14 protein-coding genes are annotated in these 24,808 nt (G+C 65.0%); 1 reads left to right on the top strand and 13 read right to left on the bottom strand.

The genetic code is table 11. From position 1 onward, the window contains the following. Positions 1 to 48 precede the first annotated feature (48 nt). Positions 49 to 1,497, bottom strand: coding sequence for a polysaccharide deacetylase family protein (locus AC1MDG_RS06300; RefSeq protein WP_479808183.1), 1,449 nt, complete (start codon positions 1,495 to 1,497; stop codon positions 49 to 51). A 730-nt stretch (positions 1,498 to 2,227) separates the two neighbouring features. Here AC1MDG_RS06300 and AC1MDG_RS06295 point away from each other — a divergent pair. Then, positions 2,228 to 3,271 (top strand): chitinase, encoded by a 1,044-nt coding sequence (locus AC1MDG_RS06295; protein WP_479808181.1) that lies wholly within the window; start codon positions 2,228 to 2,230, stop codon positions 3,269 to 3,271. Between the two features lie 3 nt (positions 3,272 to 3,274). Here AC1MDG_RS06295 and AC1MDG_RS06290 read toward each other — a convergent pair whose 3' ends face one another. The 12 genes from AC1MDG_RS06290 to glmU form a co-directional block, all read right to left on the bottom strand. Continuing rightward, positions 3,275 to 4,024: a hypothetical protein gene (locus AC1MDG_RS06290; RefSeq protein ID WP_479808180.1), complete on the bottom strand. Its 750-nt coding sequence runs from the start codon at positions 4,022 to 4,024 to the stop codon at positions 3,275 to 3,277. Between the two features lie 139 nt (positions 4,025 to 4,163). Then, a complete protein-coding gene (locus tag AC1MDG_RS06285; protein WP_479808179.1) occupies positions 4,164 to 6,146 on the bottom strand; it encodes an S-layer homology domain-containing protein in 1,983 nt (660 codons plus the stop codon). Positions 6,147 to 6,226: 80 nt separating this feature from the next. After that, a complete protein-coding gene (locus AC1MDG_RS06280) occupies positions 6,227 to 7,234 on the bottom strand; it encodes a dTDP-glucose 4,6-dehydratase (protein ID WP_479808178.1) in 1,008 nt (335 codons plus the stop codon). 53 nt (positions 7,235 to 7,287) lie between these two features. Then, on the bottom strand, positions 7,288 to 8,721 hold the full coding sequence (locus AC1MDG_RS06275) for a nucleotide sugar dehydrogenase (protein WP_479808177.1): 1,434 nt from the start codon (positions 8,719 to 8,721) through the stop codon (positions 7,288 to 7,290). A 576-nt stretch (positions 8,722 to 9,297) separates the two neighbouring features. Beyond that, the gene (locus AC1MDG_RS06270; protein ID WP_479808176.1) at positions 9,298 to 11,997 is read right to left on the bottom strand and encodes a LuxR C-terminal-related transcriptional regulator; all 2,700 of its coding nucleotides are present in this window, start codon (positions 11,995 to 11,997) and stop codon (positions 9,298 to 9,300) included. A gap of 2 nt (positions 11,998 to 11,999) precedes the next feature. Continuing rightward, complete coding sequence (locus AC1MDG_RS06265; protein WP_479809032.1) at positions 12,000 to 14,672, bottom strand: helix-turn-helix transcriptional regulator; 2,673 nt, start codon at positions 14,670 to 14,672, stop codon at positions 12,000 to 12,002. 330 nt (positions 14,673 to 15,002) lie between these two features. Then, complete coding sequence (locus AC1MDG_RS06260; protein ID WP_479808175.1) at positions 15,003 to 17,783, bottom strand: helix-turn-helix transcriptional regulator; 2,781 nt, start codon at positions 17,781 to 17,783, stop codon at positions 15,003 to 15,005. Then, entirely contained in the window at positions 17,761 to 20,493 is a 2,733-nt protein-coding gene (locus tag AC1MDG_RS06255; RefSeq protein WP_479808173.1) for a helix-turn-helix transcriptional regulator, read from the bottom strand. Before AC1MDG_RS06255 ends, AC1MDG_RS06260 begins: the two co-directional genes overlap by 23 nt. Positions 20,494 to 20,726: 233 nt before the next feature. Continuing rightward, positions 20,727 to 21,311 (bottom strand): aminoacyl-tRNA hydrolase, encoded by a 585-nt coding sequence (gene pth, locus AC1MDG_RS06250; protein WP_479808172.1) that lies wholly within the window; start codon positions 21,309 to 21,311, stop codon positions 20,727 to 20,729. A gap of 91 nt (positions 21,312 to 21,402) precedes the next feature. Continuing rightward, positions 21,403 to 22,002, bottom strand: a complete 600-nt coding sequence (locus tag AC1MDG_RS06245) for a 50S ribosomal protein L25/general stress protein Ctc (protein ID WP_043479503.1) — start codon at positions 22,000 to 22,002, stop codon at positions 21,403 to 21,405. Positions 22,003 to 22,217: 215 nt separating this feature from the next. Beyond that, on the bottom strand, positions 22,218 to 23,198 hold the full coding sequence (locus AC1MDG_RS06240; protein WP_011691079.1) for a ribose-phosphate diphosphokinase: 981 nt from the start codon (positions 23,196 to 23,198) through the stop codon (positions 22,218 to 22,220). Next, positions 23,195 to 24,721, bottom strand: coding sequence for a bifunctional UDP-N-acetylglucosamine diphosphorylase/glucosamine-1-phosphate N-acetyltransferase GlmU (gene glmU, locus AC1MDG_RS06235; RefSeq protein ID WP_479808171.1), 1,527 nt, complete (start codon positions 24,719 to 24,721; stop codon positions 23,195 to 23,197). The genes AC1MDG_RS06240 and glmU overlap by 4 nt, the downstream gene beginning before the upstream one ends. Between the last annotated feature and the right edge of the window lie 87 nt (positions 24,722 to 24,808).

Raw genomic sequence — 24,808 nt, 5'->3', positions numbered from 1 at the left:
ATTCTTTTTTCGAGCCCGTGGAGCTTCTGCGCTGGCAACGGGCGGGGCCTACGGGGCGGGAGGCGCCCCCGTGTCGAACATCTCGTAGTCATCTGTGGCCAGCTCCCCGTCGCTGAACAGATTCAAGCCAAAACTGATGCCGACGGCGTCGGCCGGCACCGGTGGTGTAGTCCACTCAGCCTGCCGGTAGGCATCGCTGGCGGGAAACCATGGGCTGGCTGTCCAGTAGGTCCAGGTGCCAACCTTGTTGCGGTAATACAACTCGAACTGCGTGGATGAAGTGGAGCTGTACCACGCGCGAAGAGTGTAGCTGTGACCGGGGGCTACGCCCGGTGCGCACGCCCCCAGGTCCATGACAGGCAGCAGCTTCGCGTCCCCGGATGCGTAGCCGGTAACGTCCAGGCGCCGCGCGACGGTGCCGGAACGGCCGGGAGTCAGCGTGCTCAGGACGTGTGAATTCTCGCCGTAGGAGGAAACCTGCCAGCACTCGGGAAGGCCGTATTTTCCGGCTGTTTCCAGTCCCGGGTTGCGTAGCGCGTTGGTGCCCGGCGGTGCCGGCGGCGCTGCAGGTCCCGGAACTGCGGGTTTTGCCCCGCCGCCAACGACGTCGTGCACGGTGCGGATGGCTGTGGTTCCCTCGTCCGTTCGCGTCACCAGCCACGCGACGAAGTCGTTGAAGAGCGCGGGGCTCACCGACCGGGGGCTGCCGCTGTCATCGACGTCGTAGAAGCCCAGCTGCACCCATCCTCCGGTGGTTTCGGCATCCATCACTGACTGCTGAAGGTCGGAGAGGGTCCACCCAGAACCGATCTCCGGCGTCGACCTCGTGGCGAACGGGTCGGCCGGCCGAACCGTCTCAGACACGGCGCAATCGGCGCACCCCAGCCGGCTGCGGAGATCGCCCTGGCTGCGCGCGCTGTTGTACCCACAGCCGGCCACCATCGCCTCGGCCGCCGGCGACTTTGCGGCAAAGGGATAAGCGAAGGATGTGACTTTGAAGCCCCAGTCAGTGAGGTTGGTCCGGTCATTGCAGACCTGTCGGGTGGCTTCAGCAGGTTCGAGCGCCGTCAGGTCGGCGAGCGTTGCCGTGTGGCCGCCAATCTCGTTGCCGTCTGCGGCCAGCGCGTGCAAATCCTCCACCGTCATATAGTCTTTCGCCCCCAAGAAGCCGGAGTTGACGAAGAACGTCCCCCGCAATCCATGGCTTCGAAGGGTCTGGGCGGCGGCCAGTTGGCTGGCCCTGCCGCCGTCGAACGTCAGTGTGACGGTGGTCAGCGCAAGGCTGGTGTCCACTGGTGCCGCAAAATTCTTCAGGGGGCCCTGAGCGTCGCGGCCCTGCGCCGGGCCGTCCTTGGGTACCAGTGCGGCGGACCCCGTCAGAAGTGCAAGCCCGGCCAGCCAGGAGACCGCCCAGAGCGTTGTCCGTTTGCGCTGCCTCGTCAAACCGGGCCCGGGCGGACCGCCCTGCTCCCCCGGCAGTTCATGCCTCTGGCTCATGACAGATATCCCCTCTTACATCCGTATCGCCCGGCCGCAAGAGGATCCCCCCAGGCCGCAGTGCTTCATTGTTTGACACCTTGAAGGGGTCGGTGACGACTGGGGGGAAGCCTTGGTCTCAAAGGCTTGTTCGCCACCGACCCCCGTTCACGGGCCCCGGGCCTGTGCGCCAGGGCTGGCTGCCTCGCGGCAGCTGTATCGGCAGAATTGGGAGAGAAGTCACCGGCTGGTTCCGCTGGCTTGGGCATTCCTGCCGCCATGGCCGTCGCGGACTGCCGTCCAAGGGTAAGGTTGCGTGCTTTCGCCCGCAAAGGTGCGTCCATTCCCATTGTGAGACCCGATTCTCCCCCGGAACTCCGTATCTATCCGACATCCAAAGCCTATTAAGCGGGGACCCCGGCGGCACGAGTGGTGCCTACCCGTCTTTCCCTTCAGCGTGAGCCGGATGGGCCTAACGCCACTCGCCCGTTACCCGGTTCGGTACTCGTTGCGGACCCGTACACACCCGCCTTGTCGGGCCCACAGGAGCCACCGGCAGGCATGCCGTGGTGAAATGGTGTCTAAGTAAACCAGAGGGGGGCGTGGGAACCGGATGACAGCCATAAACCGCGGCACGGAGCCGGCCGCCACGGCTGAAAAGGAGCCGGGACCGGAGGCCGTTCCGCCGCCGGTTCCCGGCAGGTCCCGCGCCCGCCGGACGTTTCAGCTGCCTCAGCCCTCGTCGCCCTTGATGACAGGCATTGCCATAGCCGCCATCCTCGCCGGCGTCATCTTTTTTTGGGCCTGGCGCTCCGGCCTGGCCACCGGAACGGCGCAACCCACATGGTTTGCCGGGTACGTCGACGTGACGGTCTCGCCGCCCTACGCCTTCGAGCAAGCCGCCACGTCCGGCACCAAGGACGTTGTGCTGGCGTTCCTCGTCGCCTCCCCCCAGGACCTCTGCGTGCCCAGCTGGGGCGCCAGCTACGGGCTCGAGGAAGCAAATACCGCTCTGGGCCTGGAACGGCGCATCTCCGATCTTCGCTCGCGCGGCGGATCTGCTGCCGTGTCCTTTGGCGGGGCCCGGAACAGCGAACTGGCCACCACGTGCAAGGACGAAGGGAAGCTCCGTACCGCGTACCGGGACGTCGTTGAACGCTACGAGCCTGCCTTCATCGACTTCGACCTGGAGGGTGCTGATCTCATTGACCAGGCCGGCGGTGAACGCCGGGCGAGGGCCATTGCCGCCCTGCAGGGGGACCGGAATTCGTCCGGCAAGGAGCTCGCCGTCTGGTTGACCCTTCCGGCTTCACCCCGTGGACTCACCGACGCCGGCATAGCCGCTGCGGAGCAGATGCTCCAGGCAGGCGTTGAGCTGTCCGGCGTCAACATCATGACCATGAACTACGGGGCCAGCCGGGGCAGTTCACAGGGCATGCTGGAGGCCGCCCAGGCCGCAGCGGCTGCCACCCATGACCAGCTGGGCATCATCTACCAGCGTGCCGGGATCAACCTCAGCCGCGAACAGGTGTGGAAGAAGATCGGGCTGACTCCGATGATCGGCCGCAACGACCTGCCGGGCGAGATTTTCGGCCTGGACGCGGCACGGGAACTGAAGGACTACGCGGTGGAGTTGGAGATCCAACGCCTGTCCATGTGGTCGCTCAACCGGGATGCGCCCTGTCCTTCCAGTGAGCAGGGGGAAACCGCCAGCTTTACCTGCAGCGGCGTGGACCAGGGAAGCTCCAGGTTCTCCGACCTCCTGGGATCCGGACTCCCCGGCAGGATGGGCTGACCCTCACTTCACCTGGCTGGTCGTGACCACGTCCAGCCACGGGCCCGGCGGAACATCCTGCTGCTCCACGAATTGCCAGTCCACCTTGTCCTGTTCCCCGTTGAGGGTGCTGAAGCCCAGGCAGCCGTTGAGGGCAGGCGAAACATCCATTCCGGCGCCGTTGAATTTCTTGTTGACCGGCCGCGCGTCGTTCGACCCAAAGACGTATTCTTTGTCCTGGTACTCCCCCGGGCCGGCATCCTGGATCTGGCCGTAGCACTCTTTGCCGTCTTTGCGGATCTTGACCCAGCGGTTCTTCATGTAACTGAAGGAGCGGTTGGTGGCCTGGCCCTTGTATCCCTCGTCGTTTGCCCAGGGAATGACCGTTGCCCGTTCACGGAAGGCGGCAGCGTTGTTGATGTCGTCATACGGCAGGTCAAGGTAGAAAGGGTTCTCCTTGGGCTTGATGCCGGTGGGGGCAAAGCCGTTGGAGCCCGACCGAGCCTCGGTCTCACAGCCGTTTGCCGTGACCCGGCCGTCACAGCCGCCGTAACTGTCCATCCACTTCGAGTCGTAGGTGGAGAAGACCTGGCTGCCGTCCGCTGCGTTGGGGTCAAAGACCTCGCCCACCCAGAAGGTGGTGGCCACGATGTTTGTGTGCCAGGGGTATTTCCCCTGGGACCGTTGCTCCGACTCCGGAGGCGTGCAGGCTGTCGCGACCATCGCCAGCAGCAGTGCGGCCGCCGCCAAACCGCGGATGCGGCGGCGCCTCAAACCTGGATACTTCACTATGGTCCCCCCGGGTTAGCGGACGTCAGTCCTGCGGAAAAGAACAGCGGCGAAGGCGGCCGCGCATCCGAGGGGGTTCCCCCGGCTGCGCGGCCGCCTGTCGCGTCACCGGTTTTGAGCCTGTTTACATTCCCTTCGGGAAGCTCAGGTTGTAGCGGTAGATAAATGCTGCTACCTGGTCACGATTAATGGAGGCACCCGGCTTGAAAGTGCCATCCGGGAAACCAAGCGTGATCTTCATGTCAGCCAACCAGCGAACTTCGTTGTAGAACTTCAGTGCTGGCGTGATGTCCGGGAAGGCCGGGGCGGTGGCACTGACGGCCGGCTTGCCGTTCATGCGGTACAGGAAGGCCGCCATCTGGTCACGGTTCACCTGCTCAAACGGGTGGTAGCCGCCGTCCTCGAACCCCTCCGTAATGCCGGTGGACGCCATCCATTGGATCTCGTTGTAGAACACGTGAGTCGGCGCTACATCCGGGAACTTCTGGGCTGACGCCGGAACCGTCGGCCGTCCGGCCAGCCGGTAGAGGAATGCTGCCATCATTCCACGGTCCAGGGTGGTTCCCGGCTTGAAGGTGCCGTCCGGGTAGCCGTTGGTAATCAGGTTGTTCGACATCCAGCTGATCTCGTTGTACAGCGGGAACGTCGCCGGGACATCGGTGAACGTCTTGACGCCCACGGTGTCATACAGTTCGTAGTCGTCAGTGACCAGGGTGCCAACGCCGATCATGTTCAGGCCGAAGCTGATGGCCGTTGCCCCGGCCGGAACCGGTGGCGTCGTAAAGGTCAGCTGAGTCCAGACATCATTCGTGGGGGGGTATTGAATGCTGTCCGTCCAGTACGTCCACGTGCCGGACGCCGTCCGGTAGTGCAGATTGAACTGGGTGTTCGCGCCGGCCCCACCGGTCGATTTATACCAGGCTTTGGCAAGGTAGGTGTGCCCCGGGGTGGCACTAGGCGCACACTCGCCGGTGTCCAAGGTGGGCAACAGCTTGCCGTCGCCGTCGGTGTAGGCCGACACCACCATCTGCTGGGCGGCTGTGGCCGTACCGGCGTGCCCGGGGCTCACATTGCTGAAAGTCCGGGTGTTGTTGCCGTAACCGCCGGCCTGCCAGCACCGCGGGAGCAGGGACCCGGCAAGGCCCGGGGTCTCAAGGCTCGGGTTCTTGATCAGGTTGCCGGCGGTCTGCGGCGCCGGGGGCGGAACGACGGCCGGCGCCGCCTTGGTGGTGCCGCCAATGACTTCCTTGACGGTTTTGACCAGCACCGGGTTGGTGGTGTTCGTGTCCCTCTGGTTTGCCAGCCAGTCGGCGAACTGGTTGAACGTATCCGTGCTGACAGTCAGGGGATCCGCCACCGGTGAGCCGATCAGGATGCCCGTGCCGACGTGGTGGAAGGTCAACTGGACCCAGCCGCCGCCGTTGGCCTGCGCCTGGGTAACCAGGGACTGCATTTCCGCGAGGGTCCAGGTGTTATCCAACTGGTCAGGTGCCCCGGTGTAGTAGAGGTTACCCGGGGGCATCGTCTCGGCAAACGGGAATGTCTCCGAGCCCACAACTTTACTCCGAATATCGCCCAAACCGCGTGCGCTGTTGTAGCCGCATGTGGCGACTGCGGTTTCGGCAGCCGGGTTTGACGAGGCAAACGGATAAGCGAAGTTTTGGACGTCCAGTCCGTAACCCATCAGCGTCGCACGGTCATTGCAGATCTGCCGTGCAAGTTCTTCCGGTCCGACGGCGGCCAGGTCGGCATGCGTCACGCTATGCCCGCCGATTTCGTGCCCGGCGCTTTGCAGCGCCTGGGCCTGGGCCGTGGTCATGTAGTTCGTCTGGTTCATGTAGCCGGACGGCAGAAAGAACGTGCCGTGCATGCCCAGCGAAGCGAGCTTGTCTGCGGCGGGAATCTGGTCGACGTTGGCGTCGTCGAACGTCAGCGTGACGACAGTTTCGCCAACAGCGTTGGCGGCGGGGGCGGTGAGCCCCAGCAGGGAGGCGGCCAGCGCCACCGTTGTGGAAGCGGCCAGCCAGCGGGACCTGCGCCGGCCCGGAGGCCGCTCGGCCCTGTGCCGGGGCTCCGAGGCCGCGGTGTAGCGTTGCAGAAGCGTCATGGAACTCAACTCTTTCGTCGAAGGTGCTCATAACTTTTGACGGTTGCCGCCCCCCGTACGGCGCGGCACCTCACGGACGGCTAGTTGGCCGCCATCGTGACTTTCCACCCGAGCGGGTCGGGTGCTTTCACCGGGCGGTGGTCGGCCGCCACGTTCAGGATGATCTGGTCCAGTGTCGTCTTGGGGTCGAAGCCCACCAGATCCTTCGCCTTGCCGTTGTTGGGTACACGCCGGCGCATGTCCTCATATCCCTCGGCATAGGCCTGTTCGTAGGGCACCAGCGTGATGGGGCTGTCGCTGCCGAGCAGCTCCACGATCCGCTCTGCGAGGGTCAAGATCGAAATCTCGTAGCTGCCGCCGAGGTTGTACGCATTGCCGTAAGCGGACTTTTCCTCGGAAATTCTGGTGATGGCCGGAACGATGTCCCCGACATACGAGAAGCACCGTGTCTGGTGTCCGTCGCCGTAGACGGTCAATGGCTCCCCCGCCAGCGCCTGCTTGACGAGGCGGGGCACCACCATTCCGTAGCGGCCCGTCTGCCGCGGACCCACCGTGTTGAACAGCCGGACAATGGCAACCGGAAGTCCGAACTGGCGCCAGTAGGCGTGTGCAAAGGCCTCGTCGATGCCCTTGGCCGCGGCGTAGGTCCACCGGGACTTGAGTGCGGAGCCGAGGATCCGGTCTGATTCCTCCGAAAGGCTGTCCGAAGTGTTCTTTCCGTAAATTTCACTCGTGGATGCCAGGAGCAGCGTCGCCCCTGATTCCAGGACCGCGTCCAGGACCACTTCCGTACCGTGGATATTGGTGCGCAGGCTCTCCAAGGGGTGCTCAACAATGAGGTTGACGCCTACCGCGGCGGCCAGGTGGAACACCCGGTCGGCACCGGCCACCACTTTGTCCACCGCTGCGCGGTCCAGGATGGTGCCCTCCACAAAATGGAAGTCCCGGTGGCCAATCACCGTCCGGAGGTTTTCCAGGCGACCGGTTGAGAGATCATCCAAGACGGTGACTGTGTCCCCGGCCGCGAGGAGGTGCTCCACGAGATGGCTCCCAATGAAGCCGGCTCCGCCGGTGATTGCTGTTTTCACTTCTCCTACTTTCTTTTGAATCCCAGCTGGGCCGCTGGGCTCACAACTTGGATTCACAACCTCGTGACGTTGGTGCCGGCCGGAAGCCGGTAAGTGGTGTCCAGGACGGCCGGAGTGTCACGCAGCCAGTCGATGTCCATCGCGGAGTGCCTGGTGTGGAGGATGACCAGATCCGCGTCCCACTCCGACGGGTCCTCCAGGGATTCCAGCGAGCTGCCCTGGCCGTCGGGGGCTGTGGGGCACCACGGATCGTGGTAGGCAACGACAGCACCGTCGGCCACCATTGCGGCGATGATCTCCAAGGCCGGAGATTCGCGGAGGTCCTCGACATCCGGCTTGTAGGCCACGCCAAGGACCAGCACACGGGCTCCCTTGATTCCGTGGTTCCGGTCCGACAGGATGCGCCGGGCCTTTTCCACCACCTGGTGGGGCCTTCCTGCGATGCCTGCCATGGCGTGCTCGATGACGGGCGCCGTGACCCTTGCTTTCCGCAACTGCCACAGCAGGTAGTGCGGGTCGCAGGGAATACAGTGTCCGCCGACGCCCGGGCCGGGCGTGAACGGCATGAAGCCGTATGGCTTCGTCGACGCCGCATCAATCACGTCCATGACCTCCATGCCCAACTCGTGGCAGATATCCGCGAACTCGTTGGCCAGGGCGATGTTCACCGCACGGAAGGTGTTTTCGACGAGTTTGGTCATTTCGGCCACATCGGCTGACGGCACAACGTGCACCAGCTTGGTGCTGGCCTGGAGCAGCTCCGCCGCGGCCTCACCGCAAGCAGGAGTTACTCCTCCCACCACCCGGGGAACGTCCTCGTGCGAGAAGGCGTCCACGCCGGGGTTGATGCGTTCCGGCGAGAAAGCCACGAACACATCCCTGCCGGGAATCAGGCCTTTGGCGGCCAGCGGCACTGCCAGGAGGTCCCTGGTGGATCCCACGTAGGTGGTGGAGGTCAGCATCAGCAGCTGGTCCGGTACCGCGAATTCGACCACGGAGGCGCACGCTGCCCGGAGAATACCGAGATCGGGCACCAGGTAGGGGTCCACCGGGGTGGGGACGCAAACCACCACTGCCGCCGCCCGTGCCAGCAGGGAGAGGTCCGTGCTGATCATGAAGGACGGGTCCTCCAGCGCGTTGTCGAGCCGGACTTTGTCGGAGTCCAGCAGGTCCGCCTGCCGGGACCGGATGACAGCCAGCCTGTTCTCGGAGACGTCGAGTCCCAGGACGCGCCGGCCGGAGGCGTTGATGGCAAGCGCCGTCGGCAGGCCAACGTAGCCAAGTCCCACAATCGCGACGTCGAACGTGAAGGTGAGATCCTGGCTGGCAGCGTCGTCTGCCGCTGCGTCTGATTCAACGGCTTCGGGCGCCAGCTCGGGCACCCCTGCTCCGTCTTCCGGCCATTCCCGGGAATCCTCATGCAGCGGTGGAAGCTCGGCCCTGCTCAGGGCGGCCTTGTGGGTCTTGAGTTTGGTGTTCGGTGTCATGCTAACCGACCTCCCGGTATTCGATTTGTCCCGTTTGAAAGAAAGCCCGCGACGAAAGGTGGCAGATCCCGGTCTCAGAAGATGCTGCCCGGATCGTCGCCGGCTCGAATGGGGTGCCCGCGATCGGCGGGATGCTGGTCGCCCTGGAGGAGTGTTCCAGGTGGATTGCCACGTGAAATTCCGAATGCCAAGTGTCAGCTGATTGATGCATTTAGAGACCCACTTCTTTCCCCAATAGTTGCCTGCGGCCCAACAAGCTACAGCGTATTAACCAACCACCTGCCGGGGCGCGAGTGGGCTCTACCCGTCTTTGCGGGTGCATCACTGAGGTGTACAGGGTGGTACCCGCCCGGCCCGCCCGAACCACTCGCATGAATACTCGTTTGAGGACGGTGCGAACGCAGGGCCGGCTCCGATCTCGGGGCGCGGAAAAATTCCAGCGGGTAGCCGGAGGGTTGACTACAGTTGTGGGCGGGCGCTAACTCTGCCAGCCGGCCGGACCCGGCCGTGCCGGAAAGGCCCGTGCGGTACTAGAAGAGTCCGTGCCGTACTGGCAGTGCCGTAGGTGGCGTCAGGTCAGGCCGTGCCGGGCAGGCCGGCGTGGCGGGCACCGGAGGCTACGGAAGCCAGGTCTTCCCGGTGGCTGATGCCAAGTTTCGCGAACATCCGGTAGAGATGGCCTTCCACGGTGCGAAGCGAGAGCCCGAGCTGCAGGGCGATTTCCCGGTTGCTCGCACCGGCTTGGACGAGCGCTGCGATCTCCTGCTCGCGCCGCGTCAGCTTGTGCAGATCCGGCGGGATCTCGGCGGTGGACGATCCTGTCATGTTCAGCGCCGCATTGCGCTGCTTGACGAGTTTCTGGGCCTCGAACTGGCGGGGCTTATCTCCGCGCGTCTCCAGGATCCGCAAGGCGTGGGCTGCACATTCCGCGGCCGCCAGGTCCAAGCCGTCCCGCGCGGCGGCATCGCTCATTTCCACGAGCCGGTTGACGTCCTTGGCAGCGAGCGCACGGCAGTAAGCGGCCAGGAATTCCGCGCTGCGCCCTTCGCAGCCCTCCGCGGCTGCGGCAAGGCGAGGCACGACGGACAGGTCGCCGAGGCGGAGCACCAAAGAGAGGATCTCCACTTCGTAACTGAGGAATCCGGACGCTGCCGCCGCATCCGCGAGAGCCATCAGCTTTGAGACGGCGGTCTGGACGCCCATACGCTCCGCCAGCGCAGCAACTGTGTAGGCCCGCCCCAGTGGTGACGCGTGGCGGTGGTCGGACAGCAGTGCGTCATACGCGTCCGCATTTGCTTTTGCCGTTTCCGTCCGGTTGAGGATGGACGCTGCGTAGGCTGCGGCCGCGAGGGCGTCCGGCAGGTCTCCGCCGGCATCCGAGAGGCGCAGCACCTCGGACGCCTGGCTGAGTTTCGGCAAGGCTGCCCCGATAGCCCCACGGCGCAGGTCCGCGGTACCCGCCGCGAGGTGCAGCATCCCGCCGAAGTAGATCAGGGAATTCGAAGCCTGGGCGATGTGGTTTTGCAGGTAGGTGTCCAGGACGTCGAATTCGCCCGCATGCAGCAGCGCCAGCAAGTAGCGCCGCATCACAAACTCGGCGTACTCAAGGCGCCGGTCACCGCTATCGGCAAGGATATCCTCGACGTCCATGACAATCTGGAGTGCCGACACGGCACGTCCGGTGAGCGCCAGCGACTCTGCCAGCAGCGTCCCGGCCAGCAGCCGGGACTCGTCGTCGTCCGTGGATTCCCAGATCTGCTGGAGCTCCGGCTCCGCTTCCACATGGCGTCCTGCGGCCTGGTAGCCCTCCAGAGCAAGAAGCCTGCTGCCCAGCCGCGCGGTCTCAAGCTCCTTCGCATCGAAGCCGGGCTCGGCCTCTTCCAGCCTTGAGACAGCCTCCGCCCAGGCGTCAGCCGCCCGCAGCACGGCTTCCGGACCGTTGCGTTTGCCGGCCGCGAGCTGGGCCGCCAGCATGGAAGCCTGCCGTATGGTGCGAAGGTCGGTGGCTTGTTCCACCACGCCTTCGAGGCACAGGGCGGCCCCCATCGGGTCCCGTCCATAGAGCTTGGCGCGGGCAAGTTCCACCTGTGCGGCAAGCTTCAGGGATGGGTCGCGGATGGCGCCAACCACCCGTTCCACGTATTCCGGAATGAAGAGCCGGTTCGCCAGCTGGGCGGCCTCAAGGATGTCGGCGTCGGGGACTGTTGCGCCGGACTCCAACGCCCAGGTGACGTGCCGTAGCCTGCCGTCCAGGGTCTCCGGGCGCGAGTCCATAAGGTCAACTATCCGCCGCCGGATGGTCACGCTGCGGGCGGTCGGAACCAGCTGCCTGATCACTTCGCCGATCAGCGGCTGGGCCAGGCGGACGTGCCTCGCCGGGTCCGCCGAGATCGCGATGAACTGGAGCTCCTTGAGCTCATCGACGGCGTGGCTGTCACTGGCCCGCTGAAGGACGCTAAGGGGGATCGCCTCGGCGAGCGCCACAGATTCCAAGGCTTGGCGTTGATCAGGATTCAGCTGCATGATCTGGTTCCTGACGAGGTCCATCAGCCGGACAGTGGCTGCTCCCGGCTCGCCCAAGAGCACCCAGGTGTCATTTCGCTGCACCAGGTGGCCGCGGGTCTTGGCATGGGCTATGAGTTCCAGCAGGAACATCGGGTTTCCGCCGGAGGACCTGAACAGGACCGCGCTCGCGCTGGGGACCAGGGGCGAGCCCAGCACCCGGGTGCACAGCTCGTCCGCTTCTTCCTTGCTCAGCGGCTGCAGTTCGAAACGGTCCACCAGGCCTTCCGACCACATGGACAGCACCTCCGGCGGCGGCGACGGGTGCGGCCGGCACAGGAGCACCACCCTGGCGGCTTCCGCAGCAGCCAGCTGGGCAATGACTGCGGCGCTGCTGTCATCAAGGTGCTGGGCGTCTTCCACGACCAGGACTGCCTGCGACTGGTCCCGCAAGCCCTCCGGATTGAGTTCCGTTACCAGGGCCTTGAGCACGGCACGCGGCTGGTCCGTCTGTCCCGGAGTCAGCGCCGTCAGCAATGGCGCAAGGGCCGCGTACGGAACCTCCGAGAGCGAAGGGCCGGCGAAGACGTAAAAGGGCCGGATCCGGCTGCCAAGTTCAAAGATCACTTCGTTGGCGAGCGCGGTCTTGCCGATGCCTGCGTCGCCAAGGATGAGGGCGCCCGGGCCGTTGGCGTCCAGAAGGCAATCAACAACCGACGCAACCATGCCGAATCGGCCGATCAGCCGCTCTGCCGTAATGGTGGTTTCAGTCATGGCTAGTCATCTCCTGTACTTCCGAGGGCTACCGGAAGCTCCAGGCGCTCTTCGATTTTTAGCTTGCCGTAGATCTGGTAGAGGTGGCCCTCCACGGTCCGAACCGAAACGTGCAGCTGGGCTGCGATGCTCTTGTTGCTCGCTCCGGCAGCTGCCAGCTGCGCTATCTGGAGCTCGCGGGCTGTCAGCGTGAGACGGTCGTGGCTTCCGTCCTGGGGCGTCCGCAACCTTCTGCGGCAGGTTTCCGCCAGATGCTTGGCCTGCCGGACCAGGCTCCGTTCGAGCCGCGCCAGGTCGAGGTTGAGAACTGATTCGGCGATGTCCAGGGCAAACCTGTCATTATGTAGCCTGGCTGCGAGATTGGCGGCAGCCATAAGATCGTCCGCTTCACCGGAGATGACGCCGCGTGCGTACTGCGCACACAGTTCCGCGAAAGGTCCCTGGCTTTCCGCCGCACTCTCCAGCAGCCGCGGCGCCGCAGCGGACTCCCCCAGCCTGACTGCCGAACTCAAACACAGCAGCTCGTGGCCGACGTTGCCCGTACCGCGGTCCTCCTCCGCCATGCGCAGCAGCTGTCCGATCCCCGTCCTGGGGCCGTCCAGCTCCGCCCGTGCGAGGGCCGTGAAGTAGCCCTCCGCCCGCGACACCTTCCATGATTTCCGCCGGGATTCCGATTCCGTCTCCGCCAGGTAGCCGAGCGCCTGCTCGCGCTCCCCCTGCAGTGCCGAGGCGTAGGCCGCGGCCGCGCAGGCAAGGCTCAGGGTGCCGTCGCTGTCCTGGATCCGCAGCTGGCTGATGCCGGGAATGAGCAGGTCGAGTCCGTCGCGTCCGCGGCCCTGCATGCAGGCGCAGATCGCTTCTGGCACCTCAGTGGCGCTGAACCGGCGGTAGACCACGGATGACGGGTCCCAGTCCTCGGCCGGCAAGGTCTCCGCCGCCTCGTCCCATTTGCCGGCCACCAAATAGGCGAAGCGCAGCCGGGATATCACCGACTGCGCTATCGTCACCGGGATCTCCGGACGCAAACACTGCAACTTCAGCTGTTCAGCAAGGTCGGCGGCGTCCGCCTGTCGCCCCGTCACGGCCCACGCTTCACACAGCCAGCTCCCTGCCTGAAGCCGGAATTCCGCGCTATGGAATTCCGCGTTGTCCAAGGCTCCGGCAAGGGCGGCTGCCATTTCCGGGTAGGTGCCGGCGTAGCTGGCTGCTTCGGCTTCCGCCAGCGTCAGCTGTTCGCGGATGCGCCTGAGCTCCGGTGCCGGCATCCCGGCTGACGGACCTGGCGCCTCCTCATAAAGTATGTGGCGCGCCTTGGCCAAAGAATCACTGGCCTCCTGCCAGGCCCCCGGCGTGGCAAGGAAGACCGAGCTCTCGGCCAGCAGCAGACCGATCCATGCAGCTAGCGCCGGGTCTCCCGTCGAAGACTTATGGTGGCGGCGTACCACCTCGAGGGCCTCCTCGACGTCGCCGAGGGTCATCAGCGCCGCGACTTCCTCGGTGACTGCTGCCGCCAGCCCCTCACGCCCCGGTACGGAGCGGACAAACCTCAGCGCCAGGGCGGCATCCAGCCTCCTGTTGGCGAGGCGTGCGGCTGAAAGGGACTCTTCCGTTGACAACACGGCCCCGCATTCCAGCGCCCAGACCGCGAACGGCAGTTCCGTGGCGGGCGTCCGCAGGGAGGGTGACGCAGCGAGGAGAACCATTTCGCGGAGCTCGTTGCTCCGGCCGGGCGGGACGTTTTCGCGGACCACATCCGCCACCAACTGGCTCTGGATCCTGACGCGGCGGGGCAGGGAGTCCTCGACCGCCAGGACCCCGCGTTCTTCGAGGGCGTCCACGTCGTCGGCCTCTACGAGCTTCAGCAGCGTGTCCAAGGGCAGTGTCTCTGCCAGCGAGAGGATTTCCAGGATCCGCCGGTCAGCCTCGCCTATCCGTCCCAGGCGTGTGGCGATCAGGTCGGTGATGGCCCGGCCGTGGACGTGGTGGTCCGCAGTCAGTACCCACACCCCGTCCCGGACTACCAGGGAACCTGAGTCAGCAAGCTCCATGGCCAACATCTTGAGGTAGTGCGGATTGCCGCCGCTGGCAGCCCAGAGGGATTGGACAGCCGAGTGGGAGACCTTGGCACTGAGGCCTTCTTCAAGCCAGCTGACGGCCTCGCGGAAGGACAAGGGTTCGAGGTTGACGCGGGTGAGGAACCCGCCGTCGCAGAGTCCCGAAAGCTCTGCCGACAGCCGCAAGGGATCAGAGCACGTCAGCACCAGGCGCACTGCGCGGTTTCGGGCCAGCTGGGCGATGGTGACAGCCGTGAGTTCGTCGGCCTCGCCGGCGTTGTCGACAAAGAGGTATACGGTCTTTCCCTTGGCGCGTTCGCGGAGAAGCCGCATCAGCCCGGACAGCACCAGCACCGGGTGGTTCAAGTACCCCGGCTCAAGATCGCTCAACAGCATGTTCAGCGCGCCGTAGGGTGAACGGGAGAGGGCGGCACTGCATCGAAGGGTCACAACCAGGGAATCGTCACGGAACTGTTTGAGGGCGTGGGTGGTAAGGAAGGTCTTCCCGGTGCCGGAGGTCCCGGTCACCAGGACTCCACCGGTGGACTCCGCCAACGCGCGAGTGATATCGCTGACCGCCTGCTTCCGCCCGATCAAAGGCCATGCGGCGCCCCGTGTCATTCCGGCGGACCTGGTGGCGTGTGAACTGGCCACATTATCGGCTGTCAACATGAGTGAGACCTCTGTATTTACGAGCGATTCCTAGTACCCCAAATTAACCAGCTGGCAGGCCCGCGGGCACCAGTAGTGAGTACTCGAATTTGCCCGGTGCCCCTACCTGTACTTGGAAAGCAGGTACCCCTGTTTGCCCCGTCACGGTACGCAGACCTGCGAATTTACAGGCGTTTAGGGGCTTTACCGGCACCTGCGGCCGCTCCGAAATAGTTAACAAGTCGCGGTGGCACTACCGGTTCCGCCACGCGTCCGGGTAGTACCCGGCGGTCCAGGTACCTATTTCCCCGGTGGCGTCCCGGGCCCGGCGTCCGGGTCTTCTACGAGTCCGGCGGCGGCGGCCAACTCGTCGCGTCCTGCGATACCGAGCTTCAAGTAACAACGGTAAAGGTGGCCTTCCACCGTGCGGACAGAAATCTGCAGTTTGTCCGCGATCATTCGGTCGCTGAGCCCGGTTGCCGCCAGTCCAACAATGTTCCGCTCACGCTTGGTCAGGACGGGGGCCACAGTGTCCGGCTGGGCTTCGCTGCCTGCGTGGCCCAGCTCTTCGTTGCACCGGGCGATGCCTGCGCGGGCCAAAGCTGCCAGTTCGCGGTCCCGGCTGCGGTCCAGAGAGGTCAGGGCGGCTGAATAAGCGTCCGAGGCCAGCTGGAAGACGGATGCCGCGCAGAGGGTGTCGCCCGCGCGCAGGAACAGTTCAGGGCTGCCGTCGTTGAGCGCCGCACAGTATTCAGCCAGGGCAGCGGCCCAGGTGCCCTCCACCGCTCCGGCAAGTTCCCGAATCCGCTCCAGCCTGGTGGTGTCGCCAAGGCCAAGCATCATGGCGAGGGCATTCAGTTCCAGGAACGTGGCATCCTGTTGCGCGGCTTCCTCCGCACTCCGCAGCAGGGCCGCGATGCCGGTTCCGTCCCCGGCCAGGAGCTCATCACCGGCAGCCAGGAAATCCCGGGCAAAAGCCGTCACCAGGTGCATGCCTCGCTCACCCCAGGCGTCGTAGTCTGACTTCAGCCTGTCAGCCTCGGCCTTGAATCCCTGGGCCGCCGCCACGTAGTACGCCATGGCCGCGCACAACCGGAACATTTGCTGGGGGTCGCTGTCGCGGAGGGCTTCAAGCCCGGTGGTCAGTAGCTCCAGGGCGTCCGCCAGCTTTCCCTGCCGGACCGCAATGTAGCCCATCACGACGTAGGCGGCACCGCTGAACGAGACCATGGCGGAACCGAAGGGCGTTTCCGCGTAGCCGGCCAGGAGCTGCTGCGCCTCGTCCCATTCACCAGCCGCAAGGTCGCAGGCAACGAGCCGGACCACGATGAACTCTGGGAGGAAGAAGATGTCATTGTCCGGAGGCTGGGCCTGGCCGAAGGCGTCCATGGCCAGTTGCCGTCCCTGAAGCGGGTATCCCAGCGCGCAGAGCCGCTCGGCCTGCAGCGCCAGGGCCATGGACCGGGTAAGGGCGCCATCGGATTCCCCGGTGGAGCGGCCGGCTGCCAGCAGGTCGTCAAGAAGGGGGCCCATCTGCCTGTAGTCGCCCGTCAGCGAGTAGGCCATGAGTTCCACCAGGGAGGCCCGGCGTGCCGTGACGTTGAGGATGGCGGCCGAGTCCGCGGGATTGGCCGCGGCCTCTTTTTCTCCCCATTGGCGCAGCCGGCGGGCATCGTCCGCGATGTCCGACGCGGGGTGCCCGAGTGCCGTCCTTGTGGCCGATCTCAGGAGGCTGTTGACCACCATGTGCGTGAGACCGCTGCCGGCCTGGACGTTGACGTTCAACAGGGCGGCGGCTTCGTCGTAGTGTCCGAGGTTGTAGTGCGAGCGGGCCATCACGGCCCGTGCAGTCTGTTGCAGTTCGGGGTCCTGCACTGCCCAGGCGATGCGCAGGGCAGTCTCGCTCTCGAACAGCTTGCAGGCCAGCACCGCTGCCCGGATCAGCAGGCGGGCGGGCACTTCCGCCCCGCAGTCCAGGGACCAGGAAACCATTCGGAGCAGCGACTCCGGTTTGTCGCCCGAAACTTCCATCCGGGACACGAGTTCCCGGTGCAGCTGGAGGCTTCGGGCCGCGGGAACGATCCGGCGCAGCACTTCGCCGTAGACCGGGCTGACCAGACGGAGTGTGGGCTCGCTGTCCACCGACTGGACCACGAGCCGCTGGTCCAGAAGTTCCTTGACGGCGGGCTCGCCCGCGATCTCTCCCACGAGGGTCCTGTCCACCGGTTCCGCCAGCGCGATCAGGTTCAGCGCCTCACGGCCGTCGGCCGAGATGCGCATGAGCTGGACCTTGACGACGGCGGTGAGTTCCAGGGTGCGGACGTGGGAGGAACCTGCGTTAAGCCACACTCCGTTGCGCCGGATCAGGTCACCCGAGCGCTGGGCCTCGCGGACGAGGGTCTTGAGCAGCAGCGTGTTGCCGCCGGCCTCCTGCCAGTATTGACGCGAGGTGCTGTTGAGGACTTTGCCGTCAAGCAGCGCCTCGCAGAGTTGGTGCCCCTGTTCCATGGTCAGGGGGGCAATGTCGAACCGTTCAGCCGTGCCGTCGTGCCAGAGCCGGAGCAGCGGCTGCGGTATGCCGGGCCTCGGAATGCACGTGGCCACGAGTTTGGCCCAGCCCGCCTGGACAAGTTCGGAAATCATCTCGGCCGTGGCCGTGTCGAGGTCGTGGGCGTCGTCAACCAGCAGCAGGGCGGGTCCCGGATTCTTCCTGCTGCTTTCCAGGTGGGCCCACAAGGCCCTGAGGACAGCGACCTTGGAAGTGACGTCCTCAACGGAGAGATCAGCCAGGTAGGGGGACAGCGCCCCGTACGGAACAGGGGCAAGCGACGGGCTCCCGTGGACAGTCATCACGGACGTCCGGCCGTTTCGGGCGTCGTTCAGTTGTGCCAATAACGAAGAGGCCCCCAGCCCGGCGTCGCCCACCACAAAAACAGCCCAGCAGTCATCCGAAGCGAGGGCGTCCCTGACTGCGGACAGCATGTCCCCCCGGTCTATCCACGGCTCACCGGCATTCTGACGCCTGGTCCCGGCGCGCGCCTGCGCCGAAGCCTTCCCGTCAGACTTGAGCGGATCCTTCAAGCTCACTCCTCGATGAAATCCCCATTTTCGTGAAGATCTGGTAGAGATGGCCCTCCACGGTACGTATGGAAAGCTGCAGCCGGTTGGCGACTTCCTTGTTGCTCAACCCCTGGCTGGCCATCCTGGCGACCTGCCGTTCCCGCTCCGTCAGTTCCGGTCCCACGGTGTGCGGCATTAAGGGCAGCACCGGCAGCGTCTCCACGAGCCGGTCCAGACGATGCTGGGCCGCGCGGGCGGATTGGGAATCACCCTTTTCCCTGGCGATGTCCAACGCCAGGACGACGCATCTGGACTCCACCGCATCGAGGTGGAGCTCATGGGCCACGGACGCTGCCTCAAGCAGGACCTTGGAATCCTTCTTTCTGCTCCCCTCCCCCACCAGCCGGTTAACGCTGGCCATCTTTCCTTGCCGACGAGAGGAAATTTCGGTCAGCAGGACCAGTTCTTCCTCTGTTCCATGCACCGTAGCACCGAACAGGCTGATGGAGGCAGTGGTTGTCCGCCCCTTGGAAATGTCCTCGTGGGCGGACTCCATCAGCTTCTGTTTGGCTCCCGGATCCTTGAGCCACCGTTTGGCCATCCGAACGCAGAAGTCTGCCATCCAGGAGGTGAACCAGGCGACGTGCTGCTCCTCCTGGGCGGCCAGGTCCAGGAAGTTCCGCGACTCCTGGATATCACCGGCCTGGGCATAGGCGAAAGCCAGCGCGGAGCACGCCAGGGACGGACCGTAGTAACTCCGCCTGATTTCCAGTTGCGCCTGGGCGCCGAGCAACGTGTCGATGGCGAGGTCGGCCCTGCCGGCATAGGTATAGGCCACGCCGAGCGCGAGTTCGGCTGCCCCGCCGAGATACTGCATGATTTTGGGCTTCTTATCCAGGGCTTCGGTGAGTATCCTGACGCAGTCCTCCCACTGGCCGCTGCAGAGCAGGGCGGCAAAAAGGCCTTCAGCCTGCCAGCTGAGCATCCCGGGAGCTACGTTGGACTGCTCCATCCTGTGCTGAATCTCAGCCGCCAGGGCGATTGCGTCTGCCTCCCGGCCCAGGATCGCCCACGCCATGGTCAGCAGGCACGCACAGTTCAAGACAAAGAGCGGGTCGCCGTCTTCCTTGTAGGCCCGCTCCAGGTCTTCGGCAACGGCAGCGTATTCGCCCTGGTGGACCATCTGCTCGTATTCGGCAAGCCTGATCAGCTCGTGCGCGCGGGCAAAGTCGGCGGGCGTTTCATTGCCAATGGATGCCCTCTCCCGCCGGGCAAGTTCCTGCCGGGCCGCCGAGAGGATGCCGTCGATCCGGCTGTACCCTCCGTAGATCCAGAGCAGTGCACTACAGAAGTCCTGTACGTAGCTTGCGTAGGCTGTCGCGGGCAGTTCAGACAGCTGCTCGGGGGTGACTTCCTCCAGGACAGCCACTGCCGATTCGTGCTCGGCCAGGGTCATGTAAGCGGAGGCCCGCTGCTGGGCCGCTTCAGCCCAGTGCGGGTCTCCCACCCGGATCTGCGCCAGGGACTCCAAGGCGAACATCGGATCGAACAGCCGGTTTGCCGCGGCGGCCGCGGCCAGCGCAAACGCCGGCTCCACGGGTTCCCCGCAGTCCAGTGTCCATGCCACATAGCCAAGGAGCTCTTCGACATCCATCTCAGCGGGGGTTGCACCCACCACCCTCGCCACGAGCTGGTGCAGCTCCTTGCGGCGCGGCAGGTCCATCCAGCCCCGGATGACTTCGCCTACATATTCGTCCTTCAAGCTCACCCAGCGCCGGCCAGTCTCTCCCACCTGCAGGTACCCTGCCTTTTCGAGGTCGGCGACCACCGCCGGGTCCAGGACGTCGAGCAGGACGAACAGGGGAACCCGCCGGATCAGGGCCAGCCATTCCAGGCCCTCCCGGACTTTGGGAGTCTCCCTTGCCAGCCGGGACCTGACCAGGTCCACCAGTGCGTCGGCTTCCGCGAGGTTGATGCCTCCCCTGAGCGCCCAGACCTTGCCTGCCAGATGAAGGTTGCCTGAACGCAATTGCTCAATGACGATCGCCTGGAGGACCAGCGGATTTCCGCCGCTCGCCGCGTAGAGCGAACTTGCGGCTGTGGCCGTCACCGGGCGCCCCAGTACTCCGGCAAGCAATTTGCTCACTTCCGGCCTGGTGAATACTTCGAGCCGGACTTCCTCAAGTGATTTGTTCCGGAGGAGCCGGATCAGGTCTTCGGGCATGTCCGTCACATTGCGGACGGTGACCATGAGCTTGGCGGCGCCGCTGAGGACGAGGTGCATCAGGACGGCGGTGCTCATACTGTCGATCGCCGGCAGGTCCTCGAGCACCACCAGGACAGGGCGTCCGGCGGCGTCCTCCCGGATCAGCCGGGAAATCCCGTGGACAATTTCGCCGGGAGACTCCAGCGCCTTGCCGGGCAGCCGGGCCACGAGGAACGCCAGCTGGCCGAAGGGAATGGCAGGATCGGTGGTGGTTCCGTGCAGGTGGATGACGTGCATCTTTCCCGCCAGCTGGGCTTCCACCGCACGAGCAAACGTGGACTTGCCGACGCCCTGGGCTCCGACCACAACAACGCCATGAAGATCGTTGTCGCCAAGGATCGAAATGACGGATGCTTGGAGGTCCTGCCTGACCAGAGACGACCACTTACGCCGCTCTGAGGCTCCCATGCCCCGGCGTTCAGTCTCCAGCAGCCCCCCATGTTCAGAGCCTGGTGATGCAAGCACGATCGATCACGCTACCTTCGTGGCTCGAGCTGATGCGACTTGGCTGAGCCGTCGGGTGTTCAGTTTTCCGATGCCGCCAAACGAGGCAACAAGGCCTTGAATGTGAAAATTACCATAGCAGGTATGACTAAACAATTAGGCCGTTTTGCAATTGGTTAACCAGTTGCGTGGCACTAACGGTGGCCAGTCCCCCACCCGCAGGTTACCGCGATAAAGGCGGCTTCACGGCAACGTTACTGAACCGCAGTGTGAAATTTCTGCTGGGCGGCCGCCAGGCCGTCCTTCACCACGGACTCCACCGCATCGGCGGCATCGTCGAGGAGGAAAGGCAGTTCCTTCTTTTCAGTGGAGGCGAAGTCCTTCAGGACGAAGTCTGCCGTGTCCATCCGGCCCGGCGGCCGGCCCACTCCGACGCGGACCCTGAGGTAATCCTTGGTGGCCAAGGCCTTCGAAATGTCCCGAAGGCCGTTGTGCCCTCCTTCGCCACCGCCAAACTTGAGTTTGACGGTATTAAAGGGAATGTCTATTTCGTCATGGACCGCGACGACGTGTTCCGGAGTGATGTCGTAAAACTTTGCAAGGGCGGATACCGGCCCTCCGGAGACGTTCATGTAGCTCATGGGCTTGGCCAGGACAACGCGGGGTCCGCCAATGCCGAGCCGGCCCTCCAGTACGTGGGCGCGGGCTTTGTGCACTTTGAAACTCCCGCCCACCCGGCGAGCCAGTTCATCCAGCACCATCTGGCCGACGTTGTGCCGGTTCCTGCTGTACTCGGTGCCGGGGTTGCCAAGGCCTACGATCAGCCAGGTGTCAGTCATGCGTCAATCCTAGGGTTAATACAAGTGGGCTTTAAAACGGCAGTGGCCGGGCCCCGACGGGGTCCCGGCCACTGCAAACGGGCTGCCGGAATTACTCGGCTGCGGCCCCGGATGCCTCGGCGGTAGCTTCTTCGGAAGCCTCTTCCTCGGTGACTTCGGTGGCCTCGGAGATGTTGACCACGAGGGACTCGGGGTCAGCCAGCAGCACGGAGCCCTTCGGCAGGACCAGGTCGGAAGCGTGGATGTGCTCGCCGGCGGCGCGGCCTTCGATGCTGACCTCGACGGCGGTGGGCAGGTGCGTGGCCTCGGCTTCCAGGGAAACAACCGTCATTTCCTGGTTGTAGACGTTGCCCGGAGCAAGCTCACCGGTGACGTGGACGGGAACGTCCACGGTGACCTTCTCACCCGTGCGGACGGTCAGCAGGTCAAGGTGCTCGATGATCTGCTTGATCGGGTCGCGCTGGATGTCCTTGACGAGCGCGAGGTGCTGTTCGCCGTTGATGTCCAGGGTCAGCAGCGCGTTGGCAACGCGGACAGCCAGCGTGGTGGCCTTGGCCGGCAGGGTGATGTGGATGGGATCTGCACCGTGGCCGTAGATAACAGCCGGGATGAGGTTGGCCATGCGTGCGCGGCGGGCGAAGCCCTTGCCGAATTCGGTGCGTACTTCTGCTGCGAGCTTCTGCTCAGACATGAAAATCTCCTTGAAATCTAAACGGTGTTCAGCAAGGGCGGAGGTCTGTTTGCGACCTTCAACGCCGGGCGGCCCGTGGCCGGCCCTTCAAGAAGGGAGATTCAGACCCAGTCGATAACGGAGAACGCTCTCCCTCGCCAAGGTATCGTGGACAAGCCTACCAGCGTCGGGCCCGGTTACAGAAAACGGGCCCGACGCCGGACGGTATGCCGGGCTTAGGCGTTGCCGTCGAAGAGGCTGGTGACTGAGCCGTCGTCGAACACTTCACGGATGGCGCGCGCAATCAACGGAGCGATGGACAGCACGGTCAGCTGCGGGAAGCGCTTGTCGGCCGGAATCGGCAGCGTGTCGGTGACCACTACTTCGCGGGCGCCCGACTCGGACAGCCGGCGGGCAGCCGGGTCGGAGAAGACAGCATGGGTCGCCGCGATGATGACGTCCTTGGCGCCTGCGTTCTTGAGCACCTGGACGGCCCCGGAAATGGTTCCGCCGGTATCGATCATGTCGTCGATCAGGACACAGGTGCGGCCCTCAATCTGGCCCACCACGGTCTTGGACACAGCCTGGTTCGGAACCGTGAGGTCCCGGCTCTTGTGGACGAACGCCAGCGGAGCCCCGCCGAGCCGCTCCGCCCACTGTTCGGCCACGCGCACACGCCCCGTGTCCGGCGAGACCACGGTGATGTTGTCCGCGGCAACCCGGGTGCGGATGTAATCAGCCAGCAGCGGGATGGCCATGAGGTGGTCCACGGGACCGTCGAAGAATCCCTGGATCTGTGAGGTGTGCAGGTCAACGCTCATGATGCGGTCGGCGCCGGCGGTCTTGTACAGATCAGCCACCAGACGGGCGGAAATCGGCTCGCGGCCGCGGCCCTTCTTGTCCTGGCGGGAGTAGGGGTAGAACGGCGAAACCACGGTGATGCGCTTGGCGGATGCCCGCTTCAGCGAATCAATCATGATCAGCTGCTCCATCAGGTGGTTGTTCAGCGGAGCCGGGTGCGCCTGGATCACGAAGGCGTCAGTGCCACGGACGCTCTCCCCGGCGCGCACGTAGATTTCCCCGTTCGCAAAATCGTAGGCATCCACAGGCAGCAGTTCAGTGCCCAGTTCCTTGGCGATCTCCCGCGCAAGCTCGGGGTGTGCCCGCCCAGCAGCGAGAACCAGTTTCTTCTCGCCGCGTGCCGTAATTTCGGTCATGATTGCTTGCCCTCTTCTGTAGTTGCCGGGGTGCTTGAGGAATCCTGGGTCGGCTGAGCCGCTGCTGTTTCGCTGACCGGCGCCGTTGCCCCCGCGGCTTTGGCCAGTACTGCTGAGATGGAGCCCGGCCGGTGCGAGACGACCCAGCCTTCGGCGTTCCGCTGTTTGGCCACCGAGATTGCCAGCGCGCCGGCCGGCACGTCCTGGCGGATCACGGCGCCGGCGCCGCTGTAGGCGCCGTCGCCCACTTGGACCGGAGCAACGAAGACCGTGTTGGAACCCGTCCGAACGCCCGAGCCGATCACGGTGCGGTGCTTGTTCTCGCCGTCGTAATTGGCCGTGATGTTGCCGCAGCCGATGTTGGTGTCCTCACCGATCTCCGCGTCGCCGGCGTAACCGAGGTGCGACAGCTTGGAGCCGCGGCCGATCTTCACGTTCTTGGTCTCGTAGAACGCGCCGATCTTGCCGGTCTCCCCCAGCACCGTTCCCGGGCGGAGGTAGGTAAACGGACCCACGCTGGCGTTCGCGCCGATCGTGGCGCCGGAGCCGTGCGTCCGGGTCACTTTGGCGCCTTCGCCCACAGTGACGTCGGTCAGCGTCGTGTCAGGGCCGACGACGGCGTCCCTCGCCACTGCCGTGGCGCCGTGCAACTGGGTGTTGGGCAGGATCCGGACGTCCTCTGCCAGGGTCACCGTGGAGTCGATCCAGGTGGTGGCGGGGTCCACCACCGTGACGCCGGCGCGCATCCAGGCTTCGACGGTGCGGCGGTTGTGTTCCGCTCCCAGCGCGGAGAGCTGCACGCGGTCGTTGGCGCCCTCCACCTGCCAGCGGTCGGTGGTGACCACGGCGGCCACGCGCCCGCCGGCCGAGCGTGCAAGGCCCAGGACGTCGGTGAGGTACATCTCGCCCTGCGCATTGTCCGTGGTGACGTGGTCCAGCGCGTCGCGGAGGACGGCGGCGTCGAAGGCATAGATTCCGGAGTTGATTTCGCGGATTTCGCGTTCTTCGTCCGAGGCGTCCTTGTGCTCGCGGATACCCGTGACCGTGCCGTCGGCCGCACGCAGGATGCGGCCATAGCCGGCTGCATCGTCCAGGACTGCCGTCAGGACGGTGACGGCGTTGCGTTCGTGTTCGTGGATCAGCACCAGTTCGGCAAGCAGTTCCGCCGACAGAAGTGGCACGTCTCCGTAGGTGACCACAACGGTGCCGCTCAGCGGGCCGCCGGCGTCGAGGGCCTTCAGGGCAGCCTGCACCGCGCGGCCGGTGCCGGGCACTTCGTCCTGGTCCACGACCAGCGCTGCCGGATCGAGCCGGGACACGTGGGCTGCCACAAGGTCGCGCTCATGCCGGACCACGATGGCCAGTTGCCGGGGATCGATGGTGCGGGCGGCACGGAGGGCATGGCCCACCAGCGACAGTCCCCCGATTTCGTGGAGGATCTTGGGGGTGCGCGACTTCATCCGGGTACCGGCACCTGCAGCTAGGACGATGACGGCGGCGGGGCCGGTGGTCTCGGGGCTCACGTACAGGCTCTCCTTGCTTGGTGAATCTCAGTTGCGCGCACTTTCACACCTTGGCCGGACTGTTCCGGGTACAGGACCCGTCAACAG

This window comes from Arthrobacter sp. AIWTK1, assembly GCF_056680535.1.
Note: the sequence above shows the minus strand (reverse complement) of the source record. Positions and strands in the feature narration are given on the sequence as shown.